The organism is Mesorhizobium sp. C416B (assembly GCF_030323165.1).
GTDB lineage: Bacteria > Pseudomonadota > Alphaproteobacteria > Rhizobiales > Rhizobiaceae > Mesorhizobium.
Genome location: NZ_CP100471.1, coordinates 4,189,980 through 4,216,602 on the forward strand (window position 1 = coordinate 4,189,980; position 26,623 = coordinate 4,216,602).

General features: G+C 63.6%; 24 protein-coding genes and 1 tRNA gene. 18 read left to right on the top strand and 7 right to left on the bottom strand.

Annotation, left to right across the window (positions count from 1 at the left end; translation table 11 throughout):
* Nucleotides 1–60 precede the first annotated feature (60 nt).
* Nucleotides 61–954 (top strand): SDR family oxidoreductase, encoded by an 894-nt coding sequence (locus NLY43_RS20405; RefSeq protein WP_023700234.1) that lies wholly within the window; start codon nt 61–63, stop codon nt 952–954.
* A gap of 276 nt (nt 955–1,230) precedes the next feature.
* On the opposite strand, the gene NLY43_RS20410 is transcribed toward NLY43_RS20405, so the two are convergent.
* Nucleotides 1,231–2,277: a class I SAM-dependent methyltransferase gene (locus NLY43_RS20410; protein ID WP_023684116.1), complete on the bottom strand. Its 1,047-nt coding sequence runs from the start codon at nt 2,275–2,277 to the stop codon at nt 1,231–1,233.
* 267 nt (nt 2,278–2,544) lie between these two features.
* Between NLY43_RS20410 and NLY43_RS20415 the strand changes: the two genes are divergently transcribed.
* Nucleotides 2,545–4,524: a putative bifunctional diguanylate cyclase/phosphodiesterase gene (locus NLY43_RS20415; RefSeq protein ID WP_023712017.1), complete on the top strand. Its 1,980-nt coding sequence runs from the start codon at nt 2,545–2,547 to the stop codon at nt 4,522–4,524.
* A 140-nt stretch (nt 4,525–4,664) separates the two neighbouring features.
* Here the strand turns inward: NLY43_RS20415 and NLY43_RS20420 are convergent.
* Nucleotides 4,665–4,754: transfer RNA gene (locus NLY43_RS20420), tRNA-Ser, on the bottom strand.
* Between the two features lie 369 nt (nt 4,755–5,123).
* Between NLY43_RS20420 and NLY43_RS20425 the strand changes: the two genes are divergently transcribed.
* The 3 genes from NLY43_RS20425 (at nt 5,124) to NLY43_RS20435 (ending at nt 6,920) form a co-directional block, all read left to right on the top strand.
* On the top strand, nt 5,124–5,831 hold the full coding sequence (locus NLY43_RS20425) for a 50S ribosomal protein L21 (protein WP_023700236.1): 708 nt from the start codon (nt 5,124–5,126) through the stop codon (nt 5,829–5,831).
* A 99-nt stretch (nt 5,832–5,930) separates the two neighbouring features.
* Nucleotides 5,931–6,200 carry a 50S ribosomal protein L27 gene (gene rpmA / locus NLY43_RS20430; RefSeq protein ID WP_015315190.1) on the top strand — a complete coding sequence of 90 codons (270 nt, stop codon included), beginning with the start codon at nt 5,931–5,933 and terminating at the stop codon, nt 6,198–6,200.
* A gap of 132 nt (nt 6,201–6,332) precedes the next feature.
* The gene (locus tag NLY43_RS20435) at nt 6,333–6,920 is read left to right on the top strand and encodes a GNAT family N-acetyltransferase (protein WP_023712016.1); all 588 of its coding nucleotides are present in this window, start codon (nt 6,333–6,335) and stop codon (nt 6,918–6,920) included.
* A gap of 193 nt (nt 6,921–7,113) precedes the next feature.
* On the opposite strand, the gene NLY43_RS20440 is transcribed toward NLY43_RS20435, so the two are convergent.
* Complete coding sequence (locus NLY43_RS20440) at nt 7,114–7,977, bottom strand: endonuclease/exonuclease/phosphatase family protein (RefSeq protein ID WP_023712015.1); 864 nt, start codon at nt 7,975–7,977, stop codon at nt 7,114–7,116.
* 167 nt (nt 7,978–8,144) lie between these two features.
* Here NLY43_RS20440 and obgE point away from each other — a divergent pair, with 167 nt between their 5' ends.
* From obgE to NLY43_RS20465, 5 genes are all read left to right on the top strand, one after another.
* Nucleotides 8,145–9,176 carry a GTPase ObgE gene (gene obgE / locus NLY43_RS20445; RefSeq protein WP_023668691.1) on the top strand — a complete coding sequence of 344 codons (1,032 nt, stop codon included), beginning with the start codon at nt 8,145–8,147 and terminating at the stop codon, nt 9,174–9,176.
* 2 nt (nt 9,177–9,178) lie between these two features.
* Nucleotides 9,179–10,357 (top strand): glutamate 5-kinase, encoded by a 1,179-nt coding sequence (gene proB / locus NLY43_RS20450; protein ID WP_023712014.1) that lies wholly within the window; start codon nt 9,179–9,181, stop codon nt 10,355–10,357.
* A gap of 3 nt (nt 10,358–10,360) precedes the next feature.
* On the top strand, nt 10,361–11,647 hold the full coding sequence (locus tag NLY43_RS20455) for a glutamate-5-semialdehyde dehydrogenase (protein WP_023712013.1): 1,287 nt from the start codon (nt 10,361–10,363) through the stop codon (nt 11,645–11,647).
* 203 nt (nt 11,648–11,850) lie between these two features.
* A complete protein-coding gene (locus NLY43_RS20460) occupies nt 11,851–12,483 on the top strand; it encodes a nicotinate-nucleotide adenylyltransferase (protein ID WP_023712012.1) in 633 nt (210 codons plus the stop codon).
* 74 nt (nt 12,484–12,557) lie between these two features.
* Nucleotides 12,558–13,838 carry an MFS transporter gene (locus tag NLY43_RS20465; protein WP_023712011.1) on the top strand — a complete coding sequence of 427 codons (1,281 nt, stop codon included), beginning with the start codon at nt 12,558–12,560 and terminating at the stop codon, nt 13,836–13,838.
* 10 nt (nt 13,839–13,848) lie between these two features.
* Here the strand turns inward: NLY43_RS20465 and NLY43_RS20470 are convergent, their stop codons facing one another.
* Nucleotides 13,849–14,703: a mechanosensitive ion channel family protein gene (locus NLY43_RS20470; RefSeq protein WP_286458495.1), complete on the bottom strand. Its 855-nt coding sequence runs from the start codon at nt 14,701–14,703 to the stop codon at nt 13,849–13,851.
* A gap of 241 nt (nt 14,704–14,944) precedes the next feature.
* On the opposite strand from NLY43_RS20470, the gene rsfS reads away from it, so the two are divergent.
* The 5 genes from rsfS to NLY43_RS20495 all read left to right on the top strand — a co-directional run bounded on the left by rsfS (nt 14,945) and on the right by NLY43_RS20495 (nt 20,036).
* Nucleotides 14,945–15,322 carry a ribosome silencing factor gene (gene rsfS / locus NLY43_RS20475; protein ID WP_023668698.1) on the top strand — a complete coding sequence of 126 codons (378 nt, stop codon included), beginning with the start codon at nt 14,945–14,947 and terminating at the stop codon, nt 15,320–15,322.
* A 62-nt stretch (nt 15,323–15,384) separates the two neighbouring features.
* Nucleotides 15,385–15,867 carry a 23S rRNA (pseudouridine(1915)-N(3))-methyltransferase RlmH gene (gene rlmH, locus NLY43_RS20480; protein WP_023668699.1) on the top strand — a complete coding sequence of 161 codons (483 nt, stop codon included), beginning with the start codon at nt 15,385–15,387 and terminating at the stop codon, nt 15,865–15,867.
* Between the two features lie 121 nt (nt 15,868–15,988).
* Nucleotides 15,989–17,347, top strand: a complete 1,359-nt coding sequence (locus NLY43_RS20485; protein ID WP_023668700.1) for a murein hydrolase activator EnvC family protein — start codon at nt 15,989–15,991, stop codon at nt 17,345–17,347.
* A 1-nt stretch (nt 17,348) separates the two neighbouring features.
* On the top strand, nt 17,349–18,674 hold the full coding sequence (locus tag NLY43_RS20490; RefSeq protein ID WP_023668701.1) for a S41 family peptidase: 1,326 nt from the start codon (nt 17,349–17,351) through the stop codon (nt 18,672–18,674).
* Between the two features lie 180 nt (nt 18,675–18,854).
* Nucleotides 18,855–20,036: a divergent polysaccharide deacetylase family protein gene (locus NLY43_RS20495; protein WP_023712010.1), complete on the top strand. Its 1,182-nt coding sequence runs from the start codon at nt 18,855–18,857 to the stop codon at nt 20,034–20,036.
* Between the two features lie 19 nt (nt 20,037–20,055).
* On the opposite strand, the gene NLY43_RS20500 is transcribed toward NLY43_RS20495, so the two are convergent.
* Nucleotides 20,056–20,520 carry a DUF8220 family protein gene (locus NLY43_RS20500; protein WP_023698408.1) on the bottom strand — a complete coding sequence of 155 codons (465 nt, stop codon included), beginning with the start codon at nt 20,518–20,520 and terminating at the stop codon, nt 20,056–20,058.
* Between the two features lie 47 nt (nt 20,521–20,567).
* Between NLY43_RS20500 and NLY43_RS20505 the strand changes: the two genes are divergently transcribed.
* From NLY43_RS20505 to NLY43_RS20515, 3 genes are all read left to right on the top strand, one after another.
* Entirely contained in the window at nt 20,568–21,080 is a 513-nt protein-coding gene (locus tag NLY43_RS20505; protein ID WP_023693158.1) for an RNA pyrophosphohydrolase, read from the top strand.
* 271 nt (nt 21,081–21,351) lie between these two features.
* Nucleotides 21,352–22,461 (top strand): alanine racemase, encoded by a 1,110-nt coding sequence (gene alr, locus NLY43_RS20510; RefSeq protein WP_031197166.1) that lies wholly within the window; start codon nt 21,352–21,354, stop codon nt 22,459–22,461.
* Between the two features lie 93 nt (nt 22,462–22,554).
* Nucleotides 22,555–23,811, top strand: a complete 1,257-nt coding sequence (locus NLY43_RS20515) for a D-amino acid dehydrogenase (RefSeq protein ID WP_023668705.1) — start codon at nt 22,555–22,557, stop codon at nt 23,809–23,811.
* Nucleotides 23,812–23,915: 104 nt separating this feature from the next.
* Here NLY43_RS20515 and NLY43_RS20520 read toward each other — a convergent pair whose 3' ends face one another.
* Nucleotides 23,916–26,066 (bottom strand): phospholipase D-like domain-containing protein, encoded by a 2,151-nt coding sequence (locus NLY43_RS20520; RefSeq protein WP_023712009.1) that lies wholly within the window; start codon nt 26,064–26,066, stop codon nt 23,916–23,918.
* A complete protein-coding gene (locus NLY43_RS20525) occupies nt 26,063–26,503 on the bottom strand; it encodes a phospholipase A2 family protein (protein ID WP_023693154.1) in 441 nt (146 codons plus the stop codon). Before NLY43_RS20525 ends, NLY43_RS20520 begins: the two co-directional genes overlap by 4 nt.
* Between the last annotated feature and the right edge of the window lie 120 nt (nt 26,504–26,623).

The following is a 26,623-nucleotide window of genomic DNA, read 5'->3' on the forward strand; positions in this document are numbered from 1 at the left end:
CTATCTCCTTCGCAACGGGCTGCCTTTACGGCGTTCGACAAAAACCAAGGAGAAATGATCATGCGTGTGTTCGTTACGGGCGCCACCGGTTTTGTCGGTTCGGCGGTTGTGCGGGAATTGCTCGGGGCGGGCCATCAGGTGCTTGGCCTCGCACGGTCGGGAGCAGGTGCGAAGTCGATCGTGGCAGCGGGTGCCGAGGCGCATCGCGGCGATATCGAGGATTTCGACAGCCTGCGCAGCGGCGCTGCCCAATCGGATGGCGTCATCCACACGGCCTTCAACCACGACTTTTCGAGATTCGCCGCCAGTTGCGCAGTTGACCAGCGCGCCATCGAAACGCTCGGCGCGGCGCTCGAGGGTTCCGAGCGGCCGCTGCTTGTCACCTCCGGCCTCGCCGGTTTTGCGCAGGGAAGGCCGGCAACCGAAGACGACAAACCCGCGCCGCCGTCGGCCTCCATGCCGCGCGCTTCGGAGGCAACGGCCGTGGCGTTCGCCGCGCGCGGGGTGCGCGCATCGACGGTGCGGCTGGCGCCGACGGTCCATGGCGAGGGCGATCACGGTTTCGTGCCGATGCTGATTGCCATTGCGCGTGAAAAGGGCGTCTCGGCCTATGTTGGCGACGGCGCAAATCGCTGGGCGGCGGTGCACCGGTTCGACGCCGCCACCCTGTACAGGCTGGCGGTGGAGAAGGGGGCGGGCGGCGTCAGCTATCATGCGGTTGCCGAACAGGGCGTGGCGAGCAAAGAGATCGCCGAGATCATCGGCCGCCGGCTCGGCCTGCCGGTCGCTTCCATAGGCCCCGAGGACGCGGCTGCGCATTTCGGCTTTCTCGGGCATTTCATCGGCAGGGACTTGTCGGCGTCAAGTGAGCAGACCCGCACTGCGCTGGGATGGCAGCCGACCGGGCCGGGGCTCATCGCCGATCTCGATCGTGCCCGCTATTTCGAGGCCTGATCAGGCCGGCCAGTCGCGTTGCATTGCACGACCGACAGCCTGGCGATCAGCGGCAGTGCCAGCAACACGGCCAGACGCAGCCCGCCGAGCGGGCAGCACCGTCGTGCTGCTGGAACCGCCGCCACATCTGTATGGCGGCAAGCAGAACGAACACGGCGTAGGCCGCCCGCAGCCCGGACGACCTGCTCGCCCGTCGCCGGAAAGCCGGCGAAGGCATGGCCTCGTCATGGCAGACCTACCTTGTTACGGGGATGCGCGCGCGATTCCCGCGCCTAGTTAGAGATCGCCCTTCCTCACCTTGCCGTAAACGATATTCCGGTTCGAGCCATAGTAGACTTTCGCGTCGAAAGGACTCCCGCCGAGGGCGGCATTGATGATGTCCCACATATCGTCGGCCGAACGTAGGATGAGCGGCCAATCCATGAAAGTCTCCATGTAACCATCCGTCGTTATCTCGTCGCTGAAATTGGCAAACAGGAATTCGCCACCGGGCTTGACGAGTTCCATGGCTCTTTGAAGCAGGCGGACGCCGATGGCACGCGGCAGGTAATCGTAAAGCCCCGATGCGTAGACGAGATCGAATGTGCCAAGGGCGTAGGCGCGGCGTAGGATGCCGCGTACGGAACCCTGGACTGCCTCGACTGCCGTGCCGGCAAAGTCGTGGTTCACCGTGGCTACGCTGACGGGGTCCTGATCCAGGCCGATCCAACGTTGCAGTTTATGCCTGGCCAACGCGTCGGAGCGTTCGGCTTCCCTGAGGTGGCCGCAGGCAATCGCCAGCACCTCAGCCTTTTCCACACTGCTGGCCGTCTCGTCCACGGTCCTGGCCAGAATATCCCGCCGCTCGCGCCCCGCCACCGAACTGGCAGCTTCACTGGTGTACGCATAGATTTGCCGACCAAGTAAGGTCGACGAGGCCACGATCTCGTCGGCGATCGGATGCTTGTAGTAAATATCCAGCAGGCCTGCATCGCCCGAATACCCGCGCGGTTTTTCGACCGACCACCGCGTGAACGGGTCCTGGAGCAAATATTCCGCGACCCGATGCTGCTGAGCCAAAGGAACGAGTTTCTGCCAAACCGCGGTAGCAACCTGCCGGCGGAGCTTGTGGAGTCGCCCCGCCAAACGATGGACGACGGGGGCGGCCGGTTTGTTTCGCGCAAAGGCTTGATGAGCAAGGTCCAGTATCAGGGCGAGCTGGGCCGTGCTGTCCCTCAACTCGTCGGAGTCAGCCGCCTCTTCGGAGGTCGCAACATGTTTCTTCATCAGCCTGGTGGTGACCAGGCTGTATTGGTCGAGCTGCAGTTTTGGCTTGATAGGCATGCCGTTTACTCTCCGGTTTACCGCCCCGGTCCCCGGCCAGCAGCATAGGTGCGCCGCCAACCAATGCTAACAATTTTAATAAAATTTTAGTAAAATTTTAATCAACGGAACGGCCATCAATCCTGCAAACTGGCTAAATCCGAACCGCCCGTTTACCCTCGGTTAGCGACATCTGACTTTTCTTGCGGACAGGGACGTCTTCATTCCCCGACCGCAGGCGACGTCGGCTGTTGCATTCGCTACTGCAGATCGCGGAGGAGCGTTGCGATGCAACTGAGCGAGGACGTTGCCCAGAAGGTGGCGGCAGCGATTGGACGTCCGCGGTGGCATTCCGCCGATCCGGAACTCCTGACACTGTTCCTGCAGAAGGATGCCGATGAGAATCGCAGCCTTGTGCGATGGGGTATTGCGGCTGCTGTATTCAGCTATGTGGCCTATGGCCTTTTCGATTGGTTTCTTTTTCCGGATATCGCCGGCCGGCTTGTTTTGACGCGCGTTACGCTAGGGATCACTTCCCTGGCGCTTGTCGAATTTGTCGCCCGACGGGGCTTTGCCCTTGCCACCTTGCACCTTGTAGCAGCGCTGGCGATTGTATCCGGTGCCCTTGGGTGGCTCGTCTCCGCTGTTGGAACAGAGCATCAGGATGCCCTCTCCCATTTCATGGTTTTTGGCACCGTGTTCATCCTGGGTGCGAATCTGTTCTTCAACTTCCGTTTTTGGCTTTCAGCCCTTGCCTCCGCGACGGTCGCCGCAAGCTTTGTGTACGCCGCGATGTTCTCCCTTCAGGCCGAGATCGCCGGTCGGGTCGTGTTGTCGGCCTATTTCGTGAACTGCCTCGTCTTGTCGCTTTATCTTTCGTGGCGGCTGAGCCTGGAGCGTTACCAGACCTTCCTGCACGCGCTTCGGGCACAATTCCAGGAGCAGGCTGCTATCAAGAAGGGGCAAAAGCTAACCGAAATCGCCGACACCGATCCGCTCACGGGAATGAAGAACCGCAGGGCGATCATTCGAGAATTCTCGGAGCTGCGCGAAGACTGGGCCGCGGACGACGACGAGATAGGGCTCATTCTGATCGACGTCGACTACTTCAAAAGGTTCAATGACGGACTTGGTCATCAGGCCGGCGACGATTGCCTGATCAAACTCGCCCATGTCCTCTCCGAGATGGCGGCTGCCAACAACGCCATCGCGGCCCGCTATGGCGGAGAAGAATTCGTCATTCTCTGCAAGGTCACCGGGCGGGCTCACCTTCATGAGATAACGAAGAAATTCTGTCGCGCTGTAGAGGATTTGGATATCTATCACCCTGACCGGGGCGACAAGCTCAACATCGTCACGATCAGTGCCGGAGCGTCGTTGACGCGCGCCGATCAGAGCATAGAGCTTAGAATCCTGCTGCAGGAAGCTGACCGCGCACTCTACGCGTCCAAGTTTGCCGGTCGGGCTACGTTCACGATTTACGACCCACACGCCACCAGCCAGGATCGCTCGGGCGAAAATCTTTCAGAACTGCTGAAGGTGGCAGTTTCCAACCAGCTCGTTTCTGTCGCCTACCAGCCAATTCGCGAGCTGGCGTCGGGACGCGTGCTGGGCCACGAGAGTCTGATGCGGGTATGCGACTTCGACGGCACCATGATCAGTCCGTCCGTATTCATACCCGTTGCCGAGCAGACCGGAGCGATCGTGGAACTGGGTACGTGGCTGATCGATCGAGCCTGCGGTGACATGACGGAATACGGATTGGGCTCGGTCGTGACGGTGAACGTCTCCGTTCTTCAGCTCAAGGCTCCCAACTTTTCGCTCCGGATCACCGAAATCCTTGGCAGGCACGGTCTTGCGCCCCAGAAACTGGCCATCGAAATCACCGAAGGCAGTGACATCTTTCTGGAGGCGCAAGCGGTAAGAAACGTGGAGCGGTTGCGAAAACTCGGCGTTCAGATCTGGCTGGACGACTTCGGAACGGGATTTGCCGGCCTGACATGGCTCCGCCGCTTCAAATTCGACGTGGTCAAGATCGATCGCAGCTTCCTCCACGATTGCCAGACGTCTCGTGGCTTGAGCCTGTTGCGGGACATGGTCGGACTGCTTCGCAATCTCGGCCATGTCGTGCTCGCCGAGGGCGTTGAAACGGAGGAGCAGTACATATTGCTGCAGCGCCTGGGGGTAAATTTGATGCAGGGCTTCCTCACCGGGCATCCAGTCCCGATCGAAGAGGTAAACCAAATGAGGCAAGGCCTTGTTGCCTAGCGGCAGCCCCTTCGCTGAAGCTTCGGAGGGCATCCTGCTTCGTTCCGGTCCCCCTACGCTACTTCGTAGCTTCGGGCGACACTCCTACGCCCAGATGCGGTTCCGGGTGGCCTGCCACCCGAAGCCCGCAGGGCGTAGGGTGGCGGAGAGGGAGGGATTCGAACCCCCGATGGGCTTGCACCCATGCCGCATTTCGAGTGCGGTGCATTCGACCACTCTGCCACCTCTCCGCGGTCATGGTCGGCCGTTGCCGGCGCGGCGCACTAGATAACGGCTGGGCGGGCAGGTTACAAGGCCAAATCCGCGGGGGAATTCAGCTTCCTGTGCGGGCTCTGTCTGGAGGGCTGCGTTGCGGCCACGTCGGCAGATGGGGCCAACCGGTCCTCGACCGGAGAGATCGGGGGCGGCAAGGAGGCGGCGTGGCCAAGGATTCCGCCCGTTTGCCTTGACTCGTACCGAACCTTCGGTTAGGGGAAGCGCGCAATCGGCGTGGAGGGTTCTTCCACGCCGCTTGTTTTTCGAACCCGCAGACTGACAAAAAGACGGCCGAACCGCGTGACGCGGCTCATCGAGGCCGACCGAACAGCGAAAGGCAAAAAATGTTCGCAGTCATTAAAACGGGCGGTAAGCAGTATCGCGTTGCCGCCAACGATCTCCTGAAGATCGAGAAGCTCGAAGCCAATGTCGGCGATATCGTCGAAATCGGCAGCGTCCTCGCCCATGGCGAAGGCGAAAATGTCACCTTCGGCGCCCCGTTCGTCGATGGCGCTCTGGTCACGGCGGAAGTCGTCGAGCAGGGCAAGAACCGCACCGTCATCGCTTTCAAGAAGCGCCGCCGGCAGAATTCGCGCCGCAAGATCGGCCACCGCCAGCTTCTGACCACCGTGCGGATCGCCGAGATCCTGCTGGGTGGCGCCAAGCCTTCCAAGAAGGCCGCAGCCAAGGTGGAAGCCAAGGAAGTCAAGGCTGACGTAGCGCCCGAGGCGAAGGCTGAGGCCGCGCCGAAGGAAGCCAAGGCGAAGAAGGAAGCCAAAGCCGAGGCTGCTCCGAAGGATGAAGCCAAGACGGAGACCGCCGTCGCCGCGCCGCTGTTCAAGGCGCCGAAGGGCGAGCCGGACGATTTGGCCGTGATCAAGGGCATCGGCCCGGTTGCCGCCGGCCAGCTGCACGAGCAGGGCATCACCACCTTCGCCCAGCTTGCCAAGCTGTCGGACAAGGACGTGGCCAAGATCGACGCGCACATGCCCTTCAGCACCGACCAGATCAACGACTGGCGCGAGCAGGCCAAGGAACTGGCGAAGAAGTAAAACGAACCGGCGACAAGGTTGCCGGATCGGACTTGAAACGGAACGCGAACGCGTTCATAAGACCATTCAAGCGCCCCAGGGCGCATCGGAGTTAGTTAGATGGCACACAAGAAAGCTGGCGGCTCGTCGCGCAACGGTCGCGACTCGCATTCCAAGCGTCTGGGCGTGAAGAAGTTCGGCGGCGAAGCCGTCATCCCGGGCAACATCATCATCCGTCAACGCGGCACCACCTGGCATCCCGGCGTCAATGTCGGCATGGGCACGGACCACACCCTTTTTGCGCTCGAGACCGGCGCAGTCACCTTCAACAAAAAAGCCAACGGCCGAACCTACGTATCGGTCAACCCGATTACCAAAGCCGCGGAGTAGCCGGTTCCGCACTATAAAACCGGCGCCCATCTCGGGAACCGGTGTCTGGCCAAACCATTGAATGGAGCCAGGAAAAGGATCAGGGGAGATGGGTTTTCCATCTCCCCTTTTTTCTTGCCTGGAGGACGTCGAATGGTTGCCGAAGCGGAAGACACCGAAGACGAAAGTTACGCGATAGATCGCCCGGTGCTGGCCACGGAGCGGCTGGTGATGCGCGCCCCGTGCGAAGCCGACATCGCGCAACTGGTCGAGCTTGCCGACAACCGTCACGTCGCCGAGATGCTGGCCCGCATGCCGCACCCCTATGGCGAGGCCGAGGCACGCGCCTTCCTGGCCATGACCCGGTCGCGCCGGGCCGGCATCGCCTACGCCCTGACGCTCGCCGGCACCGACATTTTCGTCGGCTGCGCCGGCCTCAACATGACCGATCGCGGGCTGGAACTCGGCTACTGGATCGGCGAGCCCTATTGGAAGCGCGGCTATGCGACGGAGGCCGCGCACGCGTTGGTCGACCTCGCCTTCCAACGGACGTCGATCCAGGTGCTGCAGGCTTCGACGCGGGTGATCAATCCGGCCTCGCGCCGGGTCATCCACAAATGCGGCTTCCAGTATGCCGGCCAGGGCATGCTGAACTCGATCGTCGCCGGCCAGGTGCCGGTCGAGCGGTACCGGCTGGACAGAAAGACCTGGATCAGCCTGCGCAACTGGGTGCATTTCTAGGTGTTTTGATATTCAGGTGAGGCCGGCCTGCAAACGCGGGTTTTATACGCTTCCGGTGCACGTACTTAAGTACACTCCGCTCCGGTTCTCGAAAACCAGTGTTTTCGGCTCGGCCTGACCTGAATCTCAACACACCTAGGCGCGTGCCTCCAAACGACAGGTTTGGAAACGTTGGTGGTGGATCGGGCTCAACTCAGCCCATCTCGACCCAAATCGGGAGATGGTCCGAACCGACCGCTTGCGGGTCGACCCACAGGCGCTTCAGCGATCCGGCGAGCGAGGCCGAGGTGAAGATGTAGTCTATGCGCTTGTGGCGGCTTGTGTCTTCGGGTCGCGTGGGATCGACCCAGGTGACGACGTCTGGTGTGTTCAGGCGCTGGGCGACGTCGACGGCGAGATCGGCGGTCAGCGGCATGCCGAATTCATGGTCCGGGCGGCCGACGAGTTCGACATATTCGGGCGAGCCGGGCAGCATGTTGAAGTCGCCCATGACGATGAAGGCTTCGGGATAGGGCAGGTCCGGCAGGCCGATCTCGGGAATGCCGGAGAGGCCGCCGCCCTCGAAGGCATAGTTCAACAGGCGCTGGCGCAGGAAACGGATCTGGCTGGCGCGTTCAACCGGACTGCGATGGTCGAGATGCGTGGAATAGAAGCGGATGAAGCCGAGCGGGGTCTCGACCAGCGCCTCGAGCGCGCCGCGCTGGAAGTTCATCGCCTCAAGGCTGCGGCTGCGCGGCAAAAGCAGATTGCGCGACAGATGGATCGGCGTCTTCGACAGCACCATGTTGCCGAGCTGGAAAGTGGTGGTGATGGCGCGGCCGGCCTCCAGGCGCGAGCCGACATTGACCTCGAAATTGCTGCCGTAGGCGGCAAAATATTCGGGCAGCGCCTCGCCGATCTCGGCGACCATGTCGCGGTTGCCGTTCCTCGGATTGTTGCGGGTCACTTCCTGCAGCGCGATCACGTCGGCGCCGCGAACCGCCGCGGTGATGCGGCCGAGATCGTAGCGGCCATCCAGACCGATACCGTACTGGATGTTGTAGCTTACAACCTTCATTCCCGCGCCCCTCAAGCTCCGTCCGCGAACACTGCTACCGCGTCCCCGGCAAAAGGGCTTCCGGCGCTTTAGTCGCAAAACGGCCTCGCCCTTGGCCGCGCCTTGGTTTAGAGCAAGGCGCAAGATCTAAAGCAAAGCCGCAAGGCCAACAGAAACTGCGTAGTCCAATGAAATTTCTCGATCAAGCCAAGGTTTATATCCGCTCCGGCGACGGTGGCGCTGGCTCTGTGTCGTTCCGGCGCGAAAAATTCATCGAGTTCGGCGGCCCGGATGGCGGCGACGGTGGCCGCGGCGGCGATGTCTGGCTGGAAGCGGTCAATGGGCTGAACACGCTGATCGACTATCGCTACCAGCAGCACTTCAAGGCCAAGACCGGTGTCCACGGCATGGGCCGCAACATGACCGGCGCCAAGGGCGCCGATGTGACGCTCAAGGTGCCGGCCGGAACCCAGGTGTTTGCCGAGGACAATGAGACGCTGATCTGCGACCTGACCGTGGTCGGCCAGCGCTTCCTGCTGGCCAAGGGCGGCAATGGCGGTTTCGGCAACCAGCATTTCAAGACCTCGACCAACCAGGCGCCTCGCCGCGCCAATCCGGGCCAGCCCGGCGAAGAGATGAATGTCTGGCTGCGGCTGAAGCTGATTGCCGACGCCGGCCTGGTCGGGCTGCCAAATGCCGGCAAGTCGACTTTTCTGGCAACCGTCACCGCAGCCAAGCCAAAGATCGCCGACTACCCCTTCACCACGCTGCATCCAGGTCTCGGCGTTGCCCGCATCGATGCGCGCGAATTCGTCATCGCCGACATTCCGGGCCTCATCGAGGGCGCGCATGAGGGTGTCGGCATCGGCGACCGGTTCCTCGGCCATGTCGAGCGCACGCGTGTGCTTTTGCACCTGGTCTCGGCGCAGGAGGAAAATCCTGGAAAGGCCTACAAGACCGTGCGCGCCGAGCTGGATGCCTATGGCAATGGGCTGATCGAGAAGGTCGAGATCGTGGCGCTGAGCCAGGTCGATATCCTCGACGCCGATGAGCGCAAGAAGAAGGTTGCGTCGCTCAAACGCGCTGCCGGCCGCGCGCCGATGCTGCTGTCGGCGGCCACCGGCGAGGGCGTCGAAGCGGTGCTGCGGGCGCTGATGGCGGTTGTCGGCGAAGCGCGCGACAGGGCTGCCGCTCCCGTCGAGACCCGCTGGGACCGATAGCGATGACGGCGCAGTCGCTGACAAAATACCGGCGCATCACGGTCAAGATCGGTTCGGCCTTGCTGGTCGACCGCACCAGCGGCCTGAAGCGCGACTGGCTGGCTTCGCTTGCCGAGGATATTGCAGTGCTGGCCAATGGCGGCGCCGAGATCCTGGTCGTGTCGTCCGGCGCCATTGCGCTCGGCCGGACCATTCTCGGTCTCGGCAAACGGGCATTGAAGCTGGAAGAAAGCCAGGCGGCTGCGGCCGTCGGCCAGATCGCGCTGGCCGGCGCGTGGTCGGATGCGCTGGGCAAGGGCTCGCTGAAATCGGGCCAGATCCTGCTGACGCTCGGCGACACCGAGGAGCGCCGACGCTATCTGAATGCGCGGGCGACGATCTCGACACTGCTCAAGATGAAGGCGGTGCCGGTCATCAATGAGAACGACACGGTGGCGACGTCCGAAATCCGCTATGGCGACAATGACCGGCTGGCGGCACGCGTGGCGACCATGATGGGCGCCGACCTGCTGGTGCTGCTCTCCGACATTGACGGGCTCTATACGGCGCCGCCGGCGCGCGATCCCGCTGCGAAATTCATTCCGGTGGTCGACCGCATCACGCCCGATATCGAGGCTATGGCCGGGGCGGCCGCATCAGAACTGTCGCGCGGCGGCATGCGCACCAAGCTCGATGCCGGCAAGATCGCCACCGCCGCCGGCACCGCCATGATCATCACCTCGGGCACCAGGCTGTCGCCACTGATGGCGATCGAGCGTGGCGAGCGCGCCACCTTCTTCAGGCCGAGCGCCAATCCGGTGAAAGGCTACAAGACCTGGATCGCCGGCCAGCTCGAACCGGCCGGGCGGCTCACCGTCGACGCCGGCGCCATCGGTGCGCTGCTGTCCGGCAAATCTTTGCTGCCGGCCGGCGTCAGGCTGGTCAGCGGCAATTTCTCGCGCGGTGACACGGTGGCCATCCTGTCGCCGGAAGGGCGCGAGATCGCGCGCGGGCTTGTTGCCTACGATGCCGCCGATGCCGTAAGGATCGCAGGCCTGAAGACAGCGGAGATCGAAACCGTGCTCGGCTACGAGGCGCGCTCGGCGATGATCCACCGCGACGATCTGGTGGTGAGCGATCCGGGTGACCAGATACGGGCTGCCGGCCAGGTATGGGCCGGGGGCGAGGTAAGCGGAGGATGAGACATGCTGAAGTTGCATGAACAATCCGGGGATGACACCGTCGCGCTGATGGCTGATATCGGCCGCCGCGCCCGCGCGGCCGCCCGACCGTTGGCGATTGCGACCGCCGCCGCCAAGGATGCCGCACTTCTCGCCATGGCCGACGCGATCATCGCGCGCCAGCAGCAGATTCTCGATGCCAACGCCATCGATGTCTCTAACGGACACGAATCGGGCTTGTCCGGCTCCTTCATGGACCGGTTGAAGCTCGATCCGGCGCGCACCCGTGCCATGGCGGATGGCATCCGTGAAATCGCCGAGCTCAGGGACCCGGTCGGCGATGTGATTGCCGCCTGGGATCGCCCCAACGGCCTGCAGATCGAGCGCGTGCGCACGCCGCTCGGCGTTGTCGGCGTCATTTATGAAAGCCGGCCGAATGTGACGGCGGATGCCGGCGCGCTCTGCCTCAAGGCCGGCAATCCGGTGATCCTGCGCGGCGGCTCGGACTCGCTCAATTCGTCCGCCGCCATTCATGCCTGCCTGGTCGAGGGGCTGAAGGCCGCCGGCCTGCCGGAAGACGCCATTCAGCTGGTGCCGACCACCGACCGCGCCGCCGTCGGCGAGATGCTGAAAGGGCTTGGCGGCAATCTCGACGTCATCATTCCGCGGGGCGGCAAGAGCCTGGTCGGGCGCGTGCAGAGCGAGGCGCGGGTGCCGGTCTTTGCCCATCTTGAAGGCATCTGCCATCTCTACATCGACCGCTCGGCCGATCTCGACATGGCGGTCAGGATCGCCGTCAACGCCAAGATGCGGCGCACCGGTGTCTGTGGCGCTGCAGAGACTTTGCTGGTCGACCGCGCGGTGGCCTCCACACATCTGGTGCCGATCCTCGACGCGCTACGCGCCGCCGGCTGCGAGATCCATGCCGATCAGGAAGTGATGAAGCTGTTCTTCGACGCCAAGCCGGCGACCGATGCCGACTGGGTGACCGAATATCTCGACGCCGTCATCGCGGTAAAACTGGTCGACGGGATTGCCGGCGCCATCGACCATATCGAGACGTTCTCCTCACACCACACAGAGGCGATCATCGCCGAGGATACCAAAGCGGTCGAGCGGTTCTTCAACGAGATCGACTCGGCGATCCTTTTGCACAATGCCTCGACGCAGTTCGCCGATGGCGGCGAATTCGGCATGGGCGCCGAGATCGGCATCGCCACCGGCAAGATGCACGCGCGCGGACCGGTTGGTGTCGAGCAGCTGACCTCGTTCAAATACCGCGTGCGCGGGTCGGGACAGGTGAGGCCTTGAATCATTCGCGTCAGGGCTTGAGGCATTGAGCCCAGACACCCCCCTCTGTCCTGCCGGACATCTCCCCCGCAAGGGGGGAGATCAGGTTTTTCTTCCGCTTTCGCCAATCACTAACGTTGCAAGAAAAGTGCCTTTGCCGAAGCTGCTGATCTCCCCCCTTGCGGGGGAGATGCCCGGTGGGGCAGAGGGGGGTGCCTAGCACCATGCTGTCGTCCCTTCAGCCCGCCATCCCCTCGCACTACCTCCGTATGCCGCATGCCGAGAAAGGCCTCGCCGTCGGTCTGTTCGGCGGATCGTTCAACCCGCCGCATGCCGGCCATGCGCTGGTGGCGGAAATTGCCTTGCGGCGCCTCGCGCTCGACCAATTGTGGTGGATAGTGACGCCTGGCAATCCGCTGAAGAGCACCAGGGAACTGGCGCCGCTGAGCGACCGGCTGCTCCAGTCGGAGCAGATCGCCAAGAACCCGAAGATCAAGGTCACCGCCTTCGAGGCGGCGTATCATATTCGCTTCACCGCCGACACGCTGGCGCTGGTCAAGGCACGCAATCCCGGCGTCGACTTCGTCTGGATCATGGGCGCCGACTCACTCCGCGATTTCCACCGTTGGCAGCGCTGGCGCCAGATCGTCATGACCTTCCCCATCGCCGTCATCGACCGCCCGGGCGCGACGCTGTCCTTCCTGTCCTCGGTCGTAGCCAAGACCTTCGACTATGCCCGCGTCGACGAGGGTGACGCGCCCCGGCTCGCCCGCATGAAGGCGCCGGCCTGGACCTTCATCCACGGCCCACGCTCGTCGCTGTCATCGAGTGCTATTCGCCAGCAAGCCAAGGGGTAACTCCGTAAGACCAGATCGCCGATGTCGCTTTTACGGCGGCCTTTCGCGATTGGCTGGGCGATGCTGCGCTGGATATGGCCACTTCAGTGAACCAGACCGACATCGACCCCAATCATGGCGCCCCGCCGGCGCCCGTGATCGCCATTGCCAGCGTAATCGTGTCGATGGCGCTGATCGCGGTCGGCAACGGGTTGATGTTCGCCTATATCCCGGTCCGGCTTGGCGTCGAGCGCTTCGATCCGACCTGGGCCGGGCTGATCATCACCGGCCTGTCTGCCGGCGGACTTGCCGGCTGTATCCTGACCGGGCCGCTGGTGCGCCGCGTCGGGCACGCCCGCGCCTTCATGGTGCTGTCGGCGCTGATAGCGCTGTCGAATGCTGCCATTGGCGCCGGCACCTACCCGCTGCTGTGGATCGCGGCGCGCGCGCTTTACGGTTTTGCAATATGCGGCCTGTTCATCGTCGCCCAGAGCTGGCTCAACGATGCCGTCGCAAACGCCATTCGCGGCCGGGTGATGGCGGTGTTTTACGTCGCCTATGTCGCCGGACTTGGCGTCGGCTATGCCCTGCTGGCGGCGGTCGACATCGCGACGGCGCAGGCGCCGCTGATCGGCATTGCCTTCACCGCGGTGTCGATCCTGCCGGTCGGCATGACGCGGTTGGCTCAACCGCCGCCACCTCGCGCAGCCTCCGTGGCGCTTGGCCGCGCCTGGCGGATCTCGCCGGTCGGCGTGGCCGGCATGCTGGCCGTCGGCGGCCTGTCGATGGCGATCGCCGGGTTCGCACCGATCCATGCCACGGCCAAGGGCTACAGCCAGGCCGATGTGGCGCTGCTTTTGTCGGCCATGCCCGTCGGCACGCTGATCCTGCAGATCCCGCTCGGCTGGATTTCGGATCGTACCGATCGCCGTTACGTGCTGGCCGGCGCTGCGGCACTGGCCATCGTTGCCGGTATTCTGGCTATCGGCTTTGACGGTGGCGCTCTGGCGGTGCTGGTGGTGATCTATGTGATCTGGGACGGCGCTTCGGAATCGATCTATTCGCTGGCCAGCGCACACGCCGCCGATCGCGCCGGCAAGGACGACATGGTGGCGCTGTCGAGTTCGCTGCTGTTTGCCTGGTCGCTGTCGGGGTTCATCGTGCCGGGTATCGTGACGGCCCTGTCGGCTGTCTATGGCACGCAGGCCTTCATCTATGTGGCTATCGTCATCGCCACCGTCTTCTGCCTGTTCGTGCTGTGGCGAGTGGCCACCACGCGCGCCGTCCCCGCTACCGAGACCAGCAGTTTCGCGCCGATGTCGGCGCAGGCGCCGCTGCCGGTGGAGCTCGCCTACGCGCCGGAAGATCAGCGCTGACGTTGCTTCGCTATTGCCTGGTCGCGGAAGGCTCCTGCCGCACCCCTGGCGGCGGCGCCGGTACCGAGATGGCCTCGGCGTCGAACGCCTGCTTGACGCGTTTGGTGAGATCGATCTGGGTGGCGAAGAAATCCGCCGCCGTGGTCCAGTAGCGCAAGGTGATGGCGACGCTGGCATCGCCCACGGTGGCAACGAAGGCGATCGGCGCCGGCTCTCGCTTGACGCGGCGCTCGCTGCCGGCAACGCCCAGCATGGTTTTCTGCGCCAAGTCGATGTCGTTCCAGGAGCCGATGCTCAGCGTGATATCGCCGCGGCGCACACCATTACGGGTAAAATTGCGCACCGGCTGGTTCCATAGCGTCGAATTGGGCGCCAGCACATAGACGCCGTCTGTCGTGCGGAGCTTGGTGGCGAACAGGCCGATTTCCTCGACGGTGCCGGAAATGGCGCCGACCTCGACATATTCGCCGATACGGAATGGCCTGAGCGCCAGAAGCATGATGCCTGCGGCGATGTTCTGCAGCGTGCCTTGCAGCGCCAGGCCGATTGCCAGCCCGATGGCGCCGATGGCGGCGATGATCGAGGCCGTCTGAACGCCGAACTGGCCGAGCACCATGATGACCACCAGGATCAGGATGGCGTAGCGCACGATCTTCGAGAAGAAATGGCGCAGCGTCGCGTCGAAACCATGGATATGGCCGAGGCCGGCTGAGATCGATCGTTCTGCGAGCCCGGCGACGAGATAGCCGACGACCAGCAGGATGATGGCGCCGATGGCGGAGAAGGAATAGGAAACGATCAGTGTGCTGAGTTGCGCAAGGCCAGCCTGCACGGTGAGCAGCGTGTTCTGGGGGTCGATTGGCATCAGGAAAATCCGTTTGGGGGGTGTGTCGATAACCCCTGCCGCGGCCATGGGTTCCGATTTTTCTCAAGGCTCCGGAACCGGAAGTCGTGCACTGCGTTCGCGCTGGCAGGGCCTCCCGTCTTGAAACTGCAAGGGAACTCTGCCTATCTATAGGGTGTCACCTGATTTCGTGGGTGATTTGGTTGTTCTTGCTGCGAAAGGAAATACACTGAGAACAGCATTGCGGAAGAAGGCTGACATCATGCCTTCGCCGGCCAGGATCAGCGTAGATGACGCCGTGTCCCGTGCCATCAAGACAGTCCTTGCCAGTCTGGAAGACTCCAAGGCCGAAAATATTGTCTCAATCGACATTCAGCGGAAATCGAGCCTCGGCGACTATATGGTCATCGCGTCGGGCCGGTCGCACCGTCATGTCTCGGCTGTCGCCGACCACCTCCTCAAGGCGCTCAAGGATGCCGGTCTCGGCACGGCGCGCGTCGAGGGGCTGTCCGGCGCCGACTGGGTCCTGATCGATTCAGGCGACATCATCGTCCATGTCTTCCGCCCAGAAGTCCGCGAATTCTACAATCTTGAAAAGATGTGGCAGGCGCCGGACCTCGAGGAAGAGACCTTGCACTGAGCTTCGTCTCATGTCGTAACCATCCTGGGTGCGACATGGATTGAAAGCTCGCCGAGGCAGGGATGAAGATAGCAGTTCATGCCGTGGGCCGGATGAAGGCCGGCCCCGAGAGAGAGCTCGCCGACCGCTATTTCGAGCGTTTCGCCAAGAGCGGCCCGGCGATCGGGTTCGAATTCTCTGGTGTCGCCGAGATCGCCGAGGGACGAGCCCAGAACGCCAATGAGCGCCGCCGCGAGGAAGGCCAGAAGCTGCAGGCACAGCTGCAGCCGGGCACGGCGCTGTTCCTGCTCGACGAACGCGGCAAAAACCTGTCCTCAGACGATTTCGCCAGCCGTATCGGCCAGCTGCGCGATGGCGGACGCAAGGCGTTGGTCATCGCCATTGGCGGCGCCGACGGGCACGACCAGTCGATTCGCGATCAGGCTGAGCTGATGGTCTCGTTCGGCGCGGCGACCTGGCCGCACCAACTGGTGCGCGTCATGCTGGGCGAGCAGCTCTATCGGGCGGCAACGATTCTTTCGGGACATCCCTACCACCGTTCGTAAATCAGGGGTCGAGGATCAATCGTCCGGATTTCCGCCCCAATGCGCGGCTGTTTTGTGCTAGGCTTCGGTTCGATCATGGTTGATGGTTCGTTAACGAAGCCACGCATAGAGTCGGGCTTCAATGGCTGACAACGGGAAATCACGAACGGGCTTCCGGCACGCGCGCTGCGGCATCGCTGCAGCGGTGGTTTTGCTGTCGCTCGGGCTTGCGCGAGCCGAAAATACGCTGGACGTGGCGCCCGACCCCGATTTGAGCCGTGCCGAATATGAGAAGGTGTCGGCCGAGATCACGCTGTCGTCCGAACGGCTGGCCAAGCTCGCCGCCGACATTGCTTCGGTCAAGAAGGACCATGCCTCGATCACCGCGGCGCTTATCCAGTCGGCGATGACCGAGCAGAAGCTCGGCCAGGACATCGAGGATATCGGCGCCAGGCTCGAAGGACTGAAGGGCGAGGAACAGAAGATCCGTGTCTCGCTGGCGGCGCGGCGCGACGTGCTGGCCGAGGTGCTGGGCGCGCTGCAGCGCATGGGGCTCAATCCGCCGCCGGCGATCCTGGTCAAGCCGGAAGACGCGCTGTCGTCGGTGCGCAGCGCCATCCTGCTCGGCGCAGTGGTGCCGGAACTGCGCCAGCAGACCGACAAATTGCTGGCCGACCTCAGGGAACAGACCCGGGTGACGGCCTCGATCGAGGCCGAGCGGACGCGGCTGACGGCGGCGGTCGGCGAGCAGACGGCGGAAAAGAAACGCCTCTCCATGCTGCTCGAAGCCAAGCAGAAGCTCGAGGCGGACACCTGGACGGCGATGGCCGCTGAAAAGCAGCGGTCCCAGGCGCTTGCGGCCAAGGCCGGCAGCCTGAAAGAGCTGATCGCTTCGCTTGAAGCCGACAAGAGCCGCAAGGCGGCGGATGCCGTCAAGGCAGGCGAACAGAAAGCGGCCGACAGCGATAAGCCGGACGCCGATAACGCCGATGCCGGCACAACCGCGTCGACGGAGCTGGCTTCGCTGCCCGTGCCGGAAGGCAACCGCCTCACCGCCGCCGCGCCGTTTTCGGCACTTCAGGGACAAGTCTCGCTGCCGGTCACCGGCAAGATCAAGCTGCGTTTCGGGGCCGATGACGGTAACGGCGCGGTGATGCTCGGCGACATGGTTGCGACACAATCGGGAGCCATCGTCACGGCACCGGCGGACGGAAATGTGCTTTATGCGGGGCCTTTTCGCTCCTATGGTCAACTCTTGATCCTCAATGCGGGAGACGGCTATCATGTCGTCCTGGCGGGGATGAGCAGAATCAGCGTCGCGTCTGGCCAGTCGGTGCTCGCAGGAGAGCCGGTCGGCGCGATGGGAGAGGCCCGGGTGGCAAGCACCTCGGCCTCGAAGAATGGAAATGCCACGCCGGAACTCTATGTCGAGTTCCGCAAGGATGGAAAACCCGTCGATCCGACCCCATGGTGGGCGGACCGCTTCTCTGGAAGGACGTGAAATGATGCGGAAACTGTCGCTTCTTATTGCCGGTGCGCTGATGGGCGCGTCAGCGATGAGCCTGGTCTATGGGGCGCCCGGCTCAACGGCGAACGCTGCAGGCTCCGAGACCTATAAGCAACTGGCGATCTTCGGCGACATCTTCGAGCGCGTGCGGGCGCAGTATGTGACGCCGCCGGACGACAAGTCGCTGGTCGAAAACGCCATCAACGGCATGCTCACCTCGCTCGACCCGCACTCCTCCTACATGAATGCCGAGCAGGCGCAGGACATGCGTGTGCAGACCAAGGGTGAGTTCGGCGGCCTTGGCATCGAGGTCACCATGGAGAACGACCTGGTCAAGGTGATCACGCCGATCGACGACACCCCGGCTGCCAAGGCAGGCGTGCTGGCCGGCGACTATATCGCCAAGATCGACGGCCAAGAGGTTCGCGGCCTGACGCTCAACGATGCGGTCGAAAAGATGCGCGGCCTGGTAAACACGCCGATCAAGCTGACCATCCTGCGCCAGGGCGCCGACAAGCCGATCGAGTTGACGGTGGTGCGCGATATCATCAAGGTCAAGGCGGTCAAGTTCCGGGTCGAGAACGACATCGGCTACATGAAGATCACCTCCTTCACCGAAAAGACCTATGACGACCTCGAGAACGCCATCGACACCATCAAGAAGCAGGTGCCGAACGACAAGCTCAAGGGCTATGTGCTCGATCTGCGCCTCAACCCGGGCGGCCTGCTCGACCAGGCGGTGAGCGTGTCCGACGCCTTCCTCGACCGTGGCGAGATCGTCTCGACCCGCGGCCGCGACCCGAAGGACGTCACACGCTTCGACGCCAAGGCAGGCGACGACATCGGCGCCAAGCCGCTGATCGTGCTCGTCAATGGCGGTTCGGCCAGCGCCTCCGAGATCGTCGCCGGCGCGCTGCAGGACCTGCGCCGCGCGACAGTGGTCGGCACGCAGTCCTTCGGCAAGGGCTCGGTTCAGACCATCATCCCGCTTGGCGAGAACGGCGCGCTGCGCCTGACGACGGCGCTCTATTACACGCCGTCCGGCAAGTCGATCCAGGGCAAGGGCATCACGCCCGACATCAAGGTCGACCAGCCGCTGCCGCCCGAACTGCAGGGCAGGGACCTGACGCGCGGTGAATCTGACCTCAAGGGCCACATCAAGGGCGCCGACGAGAGCGATACCGGCTCGGGCTCGGCTGCTTATGTGCCGCCGGATCCGAAGGACGATCTGCAGCTGATCTATGCCGAACAGCTGCTGCGCGGCCAAAAGACCGATCCGGCATTCCCGCCGAATCCGGAGAAGGCAGTGCTTAACCAGTGAAATCGACTGGTAGCTCTGGCTGCCCAATCGAAGCGATGCAATGCTGCCGGGACCGTGAGGTTCCGGCAGTTTGATTCGGGGGCAGCTGGGCGCTGTGCCTCAAAGGCGCAGGGGACGCGCCGTCAGTTTTGGATCTGCGCATGGCGAAGATTTCGCTGATCACGCGCCGGGGGATGCGGCTTGGCTGACGTCGGCAAGGACATCGAACGCCCGCTCGGACAGACCGTCCGACCGCGTGCCGCGTCGCGCGGGATCAGCGCTGGCGCCGTCGCGGCGACGCTGGTCGTGCTGGCCGCGGTCGGCATCTCCGGCGCGATCGCGCTGCGCGAGAAGCCGTTCCGCAAACCGGAAGCAATCGCGGTCTCGACGCCGAAGGTGACGGCGGCGGCCGAGCCCGCGGCCGCAGCGCCCACTGCTCAAGCGACGGCGGCAGCGCCGAAGGCGGAAACGCCCAAGGCCAGCGGTCCGCAGATCATCCATGTGCAGTCCCAGGAGGGTGATGGCCCGCCCAATGCAGCCATCGTCATCCACGACCCGTCGACGATCGGCCAGAACCTGAAGATCGCGCATATCCCCGACAGGGCGCTGATCGAGGCCAGCGACACCGGCCCGTTGCCGGTTCGCGCCGCTGACGGCCGGCGGCCGTTCGATGTCTATGCGCGGCCGTGGTCGGGTTCGCGTGGCGCTCGAGTGGCAATCGTCATCGGCGGGCTTGCCGTGTCGCAGACCGGCACGCAGGCCGCGATCGCCAAGCTGCCGGCCGAAGTGACGCTGGCTTTTGCGCCGCAAGGCAACAGCATCGGCCGCTGGATGCAGGCGGCACGGCAGAGCGGGCATGAGGTGGTCATGCAGGTGCCGCTCGAACCGTTCGACTATCCCAACGTCAATCCCGGCCGCAACACGCTGACAGTGGCGGCAAGCCAGGACGACAATCTGAAGAATCTGCGCTGGGCGCTGTCGCGGACCACCAACTATACCGGCGTCATAAACTATATGGGGGCGCGCTTTTCGGCCGACGCGACAGCGATGGGGCCGTTCATGGCCGAGCTTGGCAAGCGCGGCCTTGCCTATATCGATGACGGCTCGTCCGCGCGGAGCCTGGCGTCCGATCTCGCCTTGAAGGACGGTGTGCCGTTCGTCGCCGGCGATACGGCAATCGACGCCGTGCAGGACCGCGGCGCCATCCTGAAAAAGCTCGACGCGCTGGAAGCGACCGCGCGTGCCAAAGGCTCCGCCGTCGGCATCGGCTCGGCCTTCGACCTCACCGTCGACACCGTGGCGTCCTGGGCGGTCGAAGCAAAAAAGCGCGGCATCGAGATCGTGCCGATCTCGGCGGTGGCCATCGACCCGGAAAAAGGCTGATCGGCGCTTGTGGCGATTTTCAACGATGCCGAGAAAAGAGCTCTCTCTGGGCCTGATTGATTGAACCATCATCCCAGTCGACCTCGCGCTTTGATTGCGGGATGTGTCTCCGCCGATATTCGTTGTTGTAGAACAGGGTGCCGTGGATTCCGAGCACATCGCGTTTCAGGATGGGACGACCCCAAAGCGGCGCCAGCACGCGACCTGCCTCGTCTTCACCAAGCCGCTCAAATAAATCTTCGGCCAGTTCCATGTCTCTTCCATCCGGGAAGATGGCGGCGTACTCCTCCTCTGTTGCCTCGAACACGCTGAAGGTTGCGTTCAAGGCGCCGTCGATGATTTGAATATTTTTCATGGGATTACTCTGCCATTCGACCGCAACGGCGGCAACGGGGCCGGGTGGCAGTGACTGGAACGAACCCACGTTTTCCGCTTCCGGGGCAAGCCTACTTTGAGTACGCTCCGCTCCGGTTCTCGAAATCATTCGCCACTGCCTCGCCGGAGCGAATCTCAGAACGGCTTTAAACTCCGATGGCTAAAAAGATCGATCCCGAGACGCTGCCATACCGCCCCTGTGTCGGGCTGATGATCCTCAATGGCGACGGGCTGGTCTGGGTTGGGCACCGCATCGCCGAACCGGACAGCGAATTTGCCGGGACCACGCAGCTCTGGCAGATGCCGCAAGGCGGCATCGACGAGGGCGAGGAGCCGCTGCAGGCGGCCGGGCGCGAGCTCTATGAAGAGACCGGCATGCGCTCGGTCACGCTGCTGGCCGAGGCGCCGCATTGGATCAACTACGACCTGCCGCCCGATCTGGTCGGCATCGCCCTCAAGGGCCGCTATCGCGGCCAGACGCAGAAATGGTTCGCCTACCGCTTTCACGGCGAGACCAGAGAGATCCAGATCAATCCGCCGCCGGGCGGCCACACCGCCGAATTCGATGAATGGGCATGGCGGCCGATGCAGGACCTGCCCGATCTGATAGTGCCGTTCAAACGCAAGGTCTATGAGGATGTGGTGGCGGCGTTCCGTCATCTTGCCTAGCTGGATGTGACGGTTCGCACGGCACCTGATTCGTGCTTTATTGATCGGGACACCCGCAGCCACGAGACCCATATGAACGACGCCGGGCAATGGCCTCTTAGCGCAGCGTCTGGGCTGCCCCTCACCCGCCTGCCGGCTTTCGTCACTCGAAAAGCCAAGCAGTTGGCTTTTCGTCCGCTTTACGCCGACCGCTCCTCAACTCCCCGTATAGGGCCGGGGAGAAATATCCGGCAGGACAATGAGGGGCAGCGCCGACTTCAGCGGGTCTGCGATGCATAAAGCCAAAGATACGATCAGCGAAGCGGCGGCCGGCGCCATTCTCACCATCGATCTCGGCGCTATCCGAGAGAATTACCGGCGGCTCAAGGCAAAGCTCGGCGGCGTGCGTTGCGCCGGCGTCGTCAAGGCCGACGGTTACGGGCTCGGCGCGCGGCAAGTGGCGGCGGCACTGGTTGCCGAAGGCTGCGACAGCTTCTTTGTCGCGCATCTCACCGAGGGTGTCGCGCTGCGCGACGCACTCGGACCGAAGCTGGAAATCCATGTGCTGAACGGGCTGCCGCCGGGCTCGGAACCCGAAGCGGTGGCTGCCGACCTTGTTCCCGTCATCAACAGTGGCGGACAATTGAAGGCGTGGAGCAAAGCCGGCCAGAAGGCCGGCCGCAAGCTCAAGGCCGCCATCCAGGTCGACAGCGGCATGTCGCGGCTGGGCATGGCGCCGGCAGAGGTCGAGGCGCTTACGGCCGATGCTTTCGCCGGCGTCGATGTCGTTCTCGTCATGAGCCATCTGGCCCGTGCGGACGAACCGACCAATGCGGCCAATGACGCGCAACTCAGGGAGTTCGAACGGCTGCGCAAAATGCTGCCCAAGGCGCCGGCGTCGCTGGACAATTCCTCCGGCATCTTTCTTGGGCCGCGCTATCAGTACGACCTCGCGCGTCCGGGCGCTGCGCTCTACGGCATCAATCCGACGCCTGATGAGGCGAACCCGATGCTGCCGGTGGTGCGGCTCGAGGCAAAGATCATCCAGACACGCGGCATCGATAAGGGCGCGGGCGTCGGCTACGGACATGCGTTTCTGGCCAGCGGTCCCTTGCGCGCGGCCACGATCTCGCTCGGCTATGCCGATGGCTGGCACCGGCGCGCGGCTTCGGCTGCCTGGCTCGACGGCGTGCGACTGCCCTTTGTCGGGCGGGTGTCGATGGATTCGATCATACTCGACATCTCGGCCCTGCCGGCCGGCCGGCTGCGCGAGGGCGACCTTGTCGAACTCCTAGGCCCCTCGCAGAGCGTCGATGACGCCGCCGGTCATGCCGGCACGATCGGTTATGAAATCCTGACCAGTCTCGGCCCCCGCTTCCACCGCCGCTATATCAACGAATAGAGCCGCGACACGCCGCCCCTTGGCGGACGCCGCAGAATCCGGCAGACAGGAGGCGGCGGCCCTCTGACGGAAGTCGTCGTGGAGAGTGATGCGATGAAGATCTTCGTGTTGGGCGGCGGCGTTATCGGGGTCACCACTGCCTATTATCTCGCTGAGGCCGGCCACGAGGTGACGGTGTTCGACCGCCAGAAAGGGCCGGCGCTGGAAACCAGCTTCGCCAATGCCGGCGAGATCTCGCCGGGCTATGCTTCGCCCTGGGCCGGCCCCGGCATTCCGCTGAAGGCAATCAAGTGGCTGTTGATGAAGCACGGCCCGCTGGTGGTGCGGCCGGCCTTCGATCCGTATATGTGGACATGGCTCATCAAGATGCTGCGCAATTGCACCGCGGATCGCTATGCCATCAACAAGGCGCGCATGGTGCCGCTCGCCGAATACAGCCGCGACACGCTGAAGGCGCTGCGCGAGGCGACCGGCATCGCTTATGATGAGCGGACCAAGGGCACGCTGCAGCTGTTTCGCACGCAAAAGCAGCTCGACGGCACCGGCGGCGATGTAGAGGTGCTGAAGAAATATGGCGTTCCCTACGAGTTGCTCGATCCCGAAGGCTGCATTGGCGCCGAACCTGCGCTGGCCGGCGTGCGGGAAAAGTTTGTCGGCGGGCTGAGATTGCCCGGCGACGAAACTGGCGACTGCAAGATGTTCACCGATCGGCTGGCCGAGCTCTGCGTGGCGCGCGGCGTCACGTTCGAGTACGGTACGCAGATCCGGCGCTTCTCCAAGAACCGCAATCGCATCGTCAGCGTCGGCACCGACCAGCGCTCGCGCGCGGCCGACGCTTATGTGCTGGCGCTGGGCAGCTATTCGGCGCGCTTCATGCGCCTGCTCAGGCGCCCGATCCCGGTCTATCCGGTCAAGGGCTATTCGATCACCGTTCCGATCAAGGACGCGGTCGCCGCCCCGGTGTCGACGGTAATGGACGAAACCTACAAGGTGGCGATCACCAGGCTCGGCGACCGCATCCGCGTCGGCGGCACGGCGGAGATTTCCGGCTTCGATCTCAGGCTGCATGAATCGCGCCGGCGCACCCTCGAACATTCGGTCGGCGATCTGTTCCCGGATGGCGGCGACCTCAAGGCGGCGTCCTTCTGGTGCGGGCTGCGGCCGATGACGCCGGACGGGCCGCCGCTGGTCGGCCGCACCGAGTTCTCCAACCTCTATCTCAACACCGGGCACGGCACGCTTGGCTGGACCATGGCCTGCGGCTCGGCCAAGGTGCTGTCCGACATCATCTCCAGCAAGGTGCCTGATATCGATGTGCGGGAGCTGGGGCCGGAGCGGTATTTGAGGTAGGGGTGCTTTTTAAAGCTGGCGGGCCAGCACCCCCTCTGTCCTACCGGACAGAGGGGGTGTAAAGGATCGCTACAGAACGGCATTCCTTCAGCGTCGCCAGCCCCTCAAAACGCCTCTTTCACCCAACCCTTCGAGAACAGCCATCGGTAGGCCCACGGTATCGTCACCTTGGTCGATACCGGGTTCGAATGGGCGACATAGTCGTCATAGACCGGCTGCATCCTGGCGTAGAAGGCAGGGTCGAGCACCGTCATGCCGTTCTCCAGATCGTGGAAGAAACTGCGGTTGTTGAGATTGACCGACGAGATCGTCACCAGCCTTTCGTCGATCATCATGATCTTGGAGTGCAGCACGACATCGGGCGCCTTGAATTCGCGGATGTTGATGCGGTCGCAATATTTCTCCACGAACAGCTTGTTGAGCGCGGTCAGCAGCTTGCCGCCAATATCGCCCTTGAGGTCGATGCGGCCGACAATGTCGATCCTGACGCCGCGCGCCAGCGCCCGCTCGATGGCCAGGCTGAGCTTCGGCGTCAGATTAAGGTAGGGATTGACGATCTCGATATGGTGCCGGGCAGTGTCGATCAGCTCGACGAAATAGGTCTCGAGCGCATGGTTGTCCTCGTAGGGCACGGAAATGAAATGGCGCACCGTGCCCGGCGGGCGCCGGCTGTCGGAGCGCACCGGAATGGAGAAGGGTCTTGCGATGTTGGTGTCGGCGTCGCGCAGCCACAATGTCGAGAGATGCGCGGCCAGCGTCTCGACCGTGGCCGGGTCGGCAAACTCGATGTCGAAATCGCTCCAGTTCGAATAGTAGTTGAGCGAGAGGCCGTCGGTCTTGCCGTATTGCTCGAGGTTCGGATAGCGCGACAGGTCGATCGGCTTGTGGAACAGGAAGCCGTCATGAATGTTGCGGCCGCCGATGATGACGCGCGAGCGGGCGGGATCCTCGGCAAGTGTCGCCAGCATCTTGACGTGATGGGTCTTGTGCAGCTGTGACAGTTGCTCGTCGACCGGCGCGCCGTGGTCGGCCCGCCAGCGATATTCCTGCAACTCGACATTGGGATAATCGGCCGCCAGCCGGTGCAGCAGCGCGTCGTCCTTGTCGCGCTCCAGCACGTCTGTGACCATGATGCGCACTTTGGTGCCGAGGCCTGCGTGATGGCGGATCAGCCGCTCGATGACGCGGCCGGAAAAATCGGCCTTGAACTCCAGCGACGACAGATAGACCAGCTTGAGTTTCGGCGCGCGCGAGAAATCGAGCGGCAGTTCGGGGTCGGCCTTGTCGAAGGCGCTGTCGGGTAAAGGCGCGCCGAGCAGCGCTTCGACCTTGGCGTTAAAGCCGTCGCGCGACTTGCGTAACAGGCGCGGTGACCCGAGCGGCAGCGAACAGCTCTGCGACAGCCAGCGGCCGGCGTAAAAGACGCTGGCAAGCTTATCCAGGCGGGATGGATCGGGCACTGGACAACGCTCGTAGCGGCTGTCGAGCGCGGCTATCGCCGGATAGGCAACCTCTTCGCGCAGGATGGTGAGCGGGGCGCCTGCCGGCGCCAGACTGGAGCTGAGCTTGAGGCTGCAACGGTTCAAACCATCGCTGGGGAACAGGCTGGCGGTTTGCCCGGCCGACAGGCGGAGGCGGAAGGCGGCACCGCTCGCCACGCTGCGCGAGCCACCGCCGGCGCGAATCGCCAGCGCCCCGTCGCAGGCGCCAGATATCTCAACCGGCTGCTTTCCCGCCTGGCGCATCACGATCTCGATCGAGCGCGCCTGCAGGCCGGAAAAGCTGAACGTCTTTGGCGCGGAGGGCCGCGCGGCGGCGTTGACATAGAGCGTCTGCCGCGACACGCGCCAACGGCCGTTGAAATGGCCTTCGCCGGTGCCCCTACCTGCCGGCATCTGTTCGGCGCTAACCGGCTTCGCCAGCTGTTCCAGCGTCCGGTAGGTGGCCTGGAAATCGCGGTTGGCGATGGCGTGGCGGTCATGGCCGAACGGACCGGTGCCGTTCGCCCTGTCGATGGCGCCGATCTGGTTGTGGGCGAGCAGCGCCAGGAACTGCCTTTCATAGTCGCTGGCACCGGCATCGCCGAAAAACGCTGCTGCTGCAGTCTGCGGTCCGGGCGTGCCGGCCGATACCGACGGCCGGCCGCAATCCTTCGCATCGGGGAAGAAATCGCAGCTGTGCCGGATCGGGGCGGCGCAACCGACAAGGGCCGCCAGCCCCAGCCCGGCCAGAGCCAGGCAGATGGCGCGGTTCATCCCGTGGCCCCGTTCATCGTCTTCAGCTCAGCCGGGTCGCGCGGCGGCATAAAGCCTTGCGGAAAGACCTTGCAGACGGGAAGTGCGAAAGTGGCGATCAAAAGCTCGGCCTCGCCGCGCACCTTTTTCGGCGCTGTCTTGTCATCACGGATCGCCTTTGCCGAGGCGACGAGCGCGCCGTCGCAGTCGCAATGATTATGGCGCGCGATGTAGCAGGCGTCATGGATTTGGCAGGCGCTGTCGAGGCGATTGACAGGGCGAGCCGAGAGGTCGCCGGTGCGGGTGCCGGGACCGCAGTAATTGCCGAAGACGAAAGGCGACGGGCGGGCCATTGCGATGCGGACCGGCTTGGGCAGTTCGGCTTCCGGAACTGCGGTCCATGGATTGGCGCAGGCGGAAAGCGCGACAAGCGGCAAGATGGCGAGCACCGCTCGCATTTTGATCCGCACCAGCTTTGCAAAAAAGTGTCCCACCCGGCGCAGCCAATCCCTAATGATAGGCGACATCGCGCTTGTTGCCACACTGGCCGATTTTGTGGCGAAGGCAAGGCGGCGCGG

Coding starts and splice junctions, on each gene's coding strand:
- NLY43_RS20405 (WP_023700234.1), top strand. CDS start 61: ATGCGTGTGTTCGTTACGGGCGCCACCGGTTTTGTCGGTTCGGCGGTT.
- NLY43_RS20410 (WP_023684116.1), bottom strand. CDS start 2,277: ATGCCTATCAAGCCAAAACTGCAGCTCGACCAATACAGCCTGGTCACC.
- NLY43_RS20415 (WP_023712017.1), top strand. CDS start 2,545: ATGCAACTGAGCGAGGACGTTGCCCAGAAGGTGGCGGCAGCGATTGGA.
- NLY43_RS20425 (WP_023700236.1), top strand. CDS start 5,124: ATGTTCGCAGTCATTAAAACGGGCGGTAAGCAGTATCGCGTTGCCGCC.
- rpmA (WP_015315190.1), top strand. CDS start 5,931: ATGGCACACAAGAAAGCTGGCGGCTCGTCGCGCAACGGTCGCGACTCG.
- NLY43_RS20435 (WP_023712016.1), top strand. CDS start 6,333: ATGGTTGCCGAAGCGGAAGACACCGAAGACGAAAGTTACGCGATAGAT.
- NLY43_RS20440 (WP_023712015.1), bottom strand. CDS start 7,977: ATGAAGGTTGTAAGCTACAACATCCAGTACGGTATCGGTCTGGATGGC.
- obgE (WP_023668691.1), top strand. CDS start 8,145: ATGAAATTTCTCGATCAAGCCAAGGTTTATATCCGCTCCGGCGACGGT.
- proB (WP_023712014.1), top strand. CDS start 9,179: ATGACGGCGCAGTCGCTGACAAAATACCGGCGCATCACGGTCAAGATC.
- NLY43_RS20455 (WP_023712013.1), top strand. CDS start 10,361: ATGCTGAAGTTGCATGAACAATCCGGGGATGACACCGTCGCGCTGATG.
- NLY43_RS20460 (WP_023712012.1), top strand. CDS start 11,851: ATGCTGTCGTCCCTTCAGCCCGCCATCCCCTCGCACTACCTCCGTATG.
- NLY43_RS20465 (WP_023712011.1), top strand. CDS start 12,558: ATGGCCACTTCAGTGAACCAGACCGACATCGACCCCAATCATGGCGCC.
- NLY43_RS20470 (WP_286458495.1), bottom strand. CDS start 14,703: ATGCCAATCGACCCCCAGAACACGCTGCTCACCGTGCAGGCTGGCCTT.
- rsfS (WP_023668698.1), top strand. CDS start 14,945: ATGCCTTCGCCGGCCAGGATCAGCGTAGATGACGCCGTGTCCCGTGCC.
- rlmH (WP_023668699.1), top strand. CDS start 15,385: ATGAAGATAGCAGTTCATGCCGTGGGCCGGATGAAGGCCGGCCCCGAG.
- NLY43_RS20485 (WP_023668700.1), top strand. CDS start 15,989: ATGGCTGACAACGGGAAATCACGAACGGGCTTCCGGCACGCGCGCTGC.
- NLY43_RS20490 (WP_023668701.1), top strand. CDS start 17,349: ATGATGCGGAAACTGTCGCTTCTTATTGCCGGTGCGCTGATGGGCGCG.
- NLY43_RS20500 (WP_023698408.1), bottom strand. CDS start 20,520: ATGATTTCGAGAACCGGAGCGGAGCGTACTCAAAGTAGGCTTGCCCCG.
- NLY43_RS20505 (WP_023693158.1), top strand. CDS start 20,568: ATGGCTAAAAAGATCGATCCCGAGACGCTGCCATACCGCCCCTGTGTC.
- alr (WP_031197166.1), top strand. CDS start 21,352: ATGCATAAAGCCAAAGATACGATCAGCGAAGCGGCGGCCGGCGCCATT.
- NLY43_RS20515 (WP_023668705.1), top strand. CDS start 22,555: ATGAAGATCTTCGTGTTGGGCGGCGGCGTTATCGGGGTCACCACTGCC.
- NLY43_RS20520 (WP_023712009.1), bottom strand. CDS start 26,066: ATGAACCGCGCCATCTGCCTGGCTCTGGCCGGGCTGGGGCTGGCGGCC.
- NLY43_RS20525 (WP_023693154.1), bottom strand. CDS start 26,503: ATGCGAGCGGTGCTCGCCATCTTGCCGCTTGTCGCGCTTTCCGCCTGC.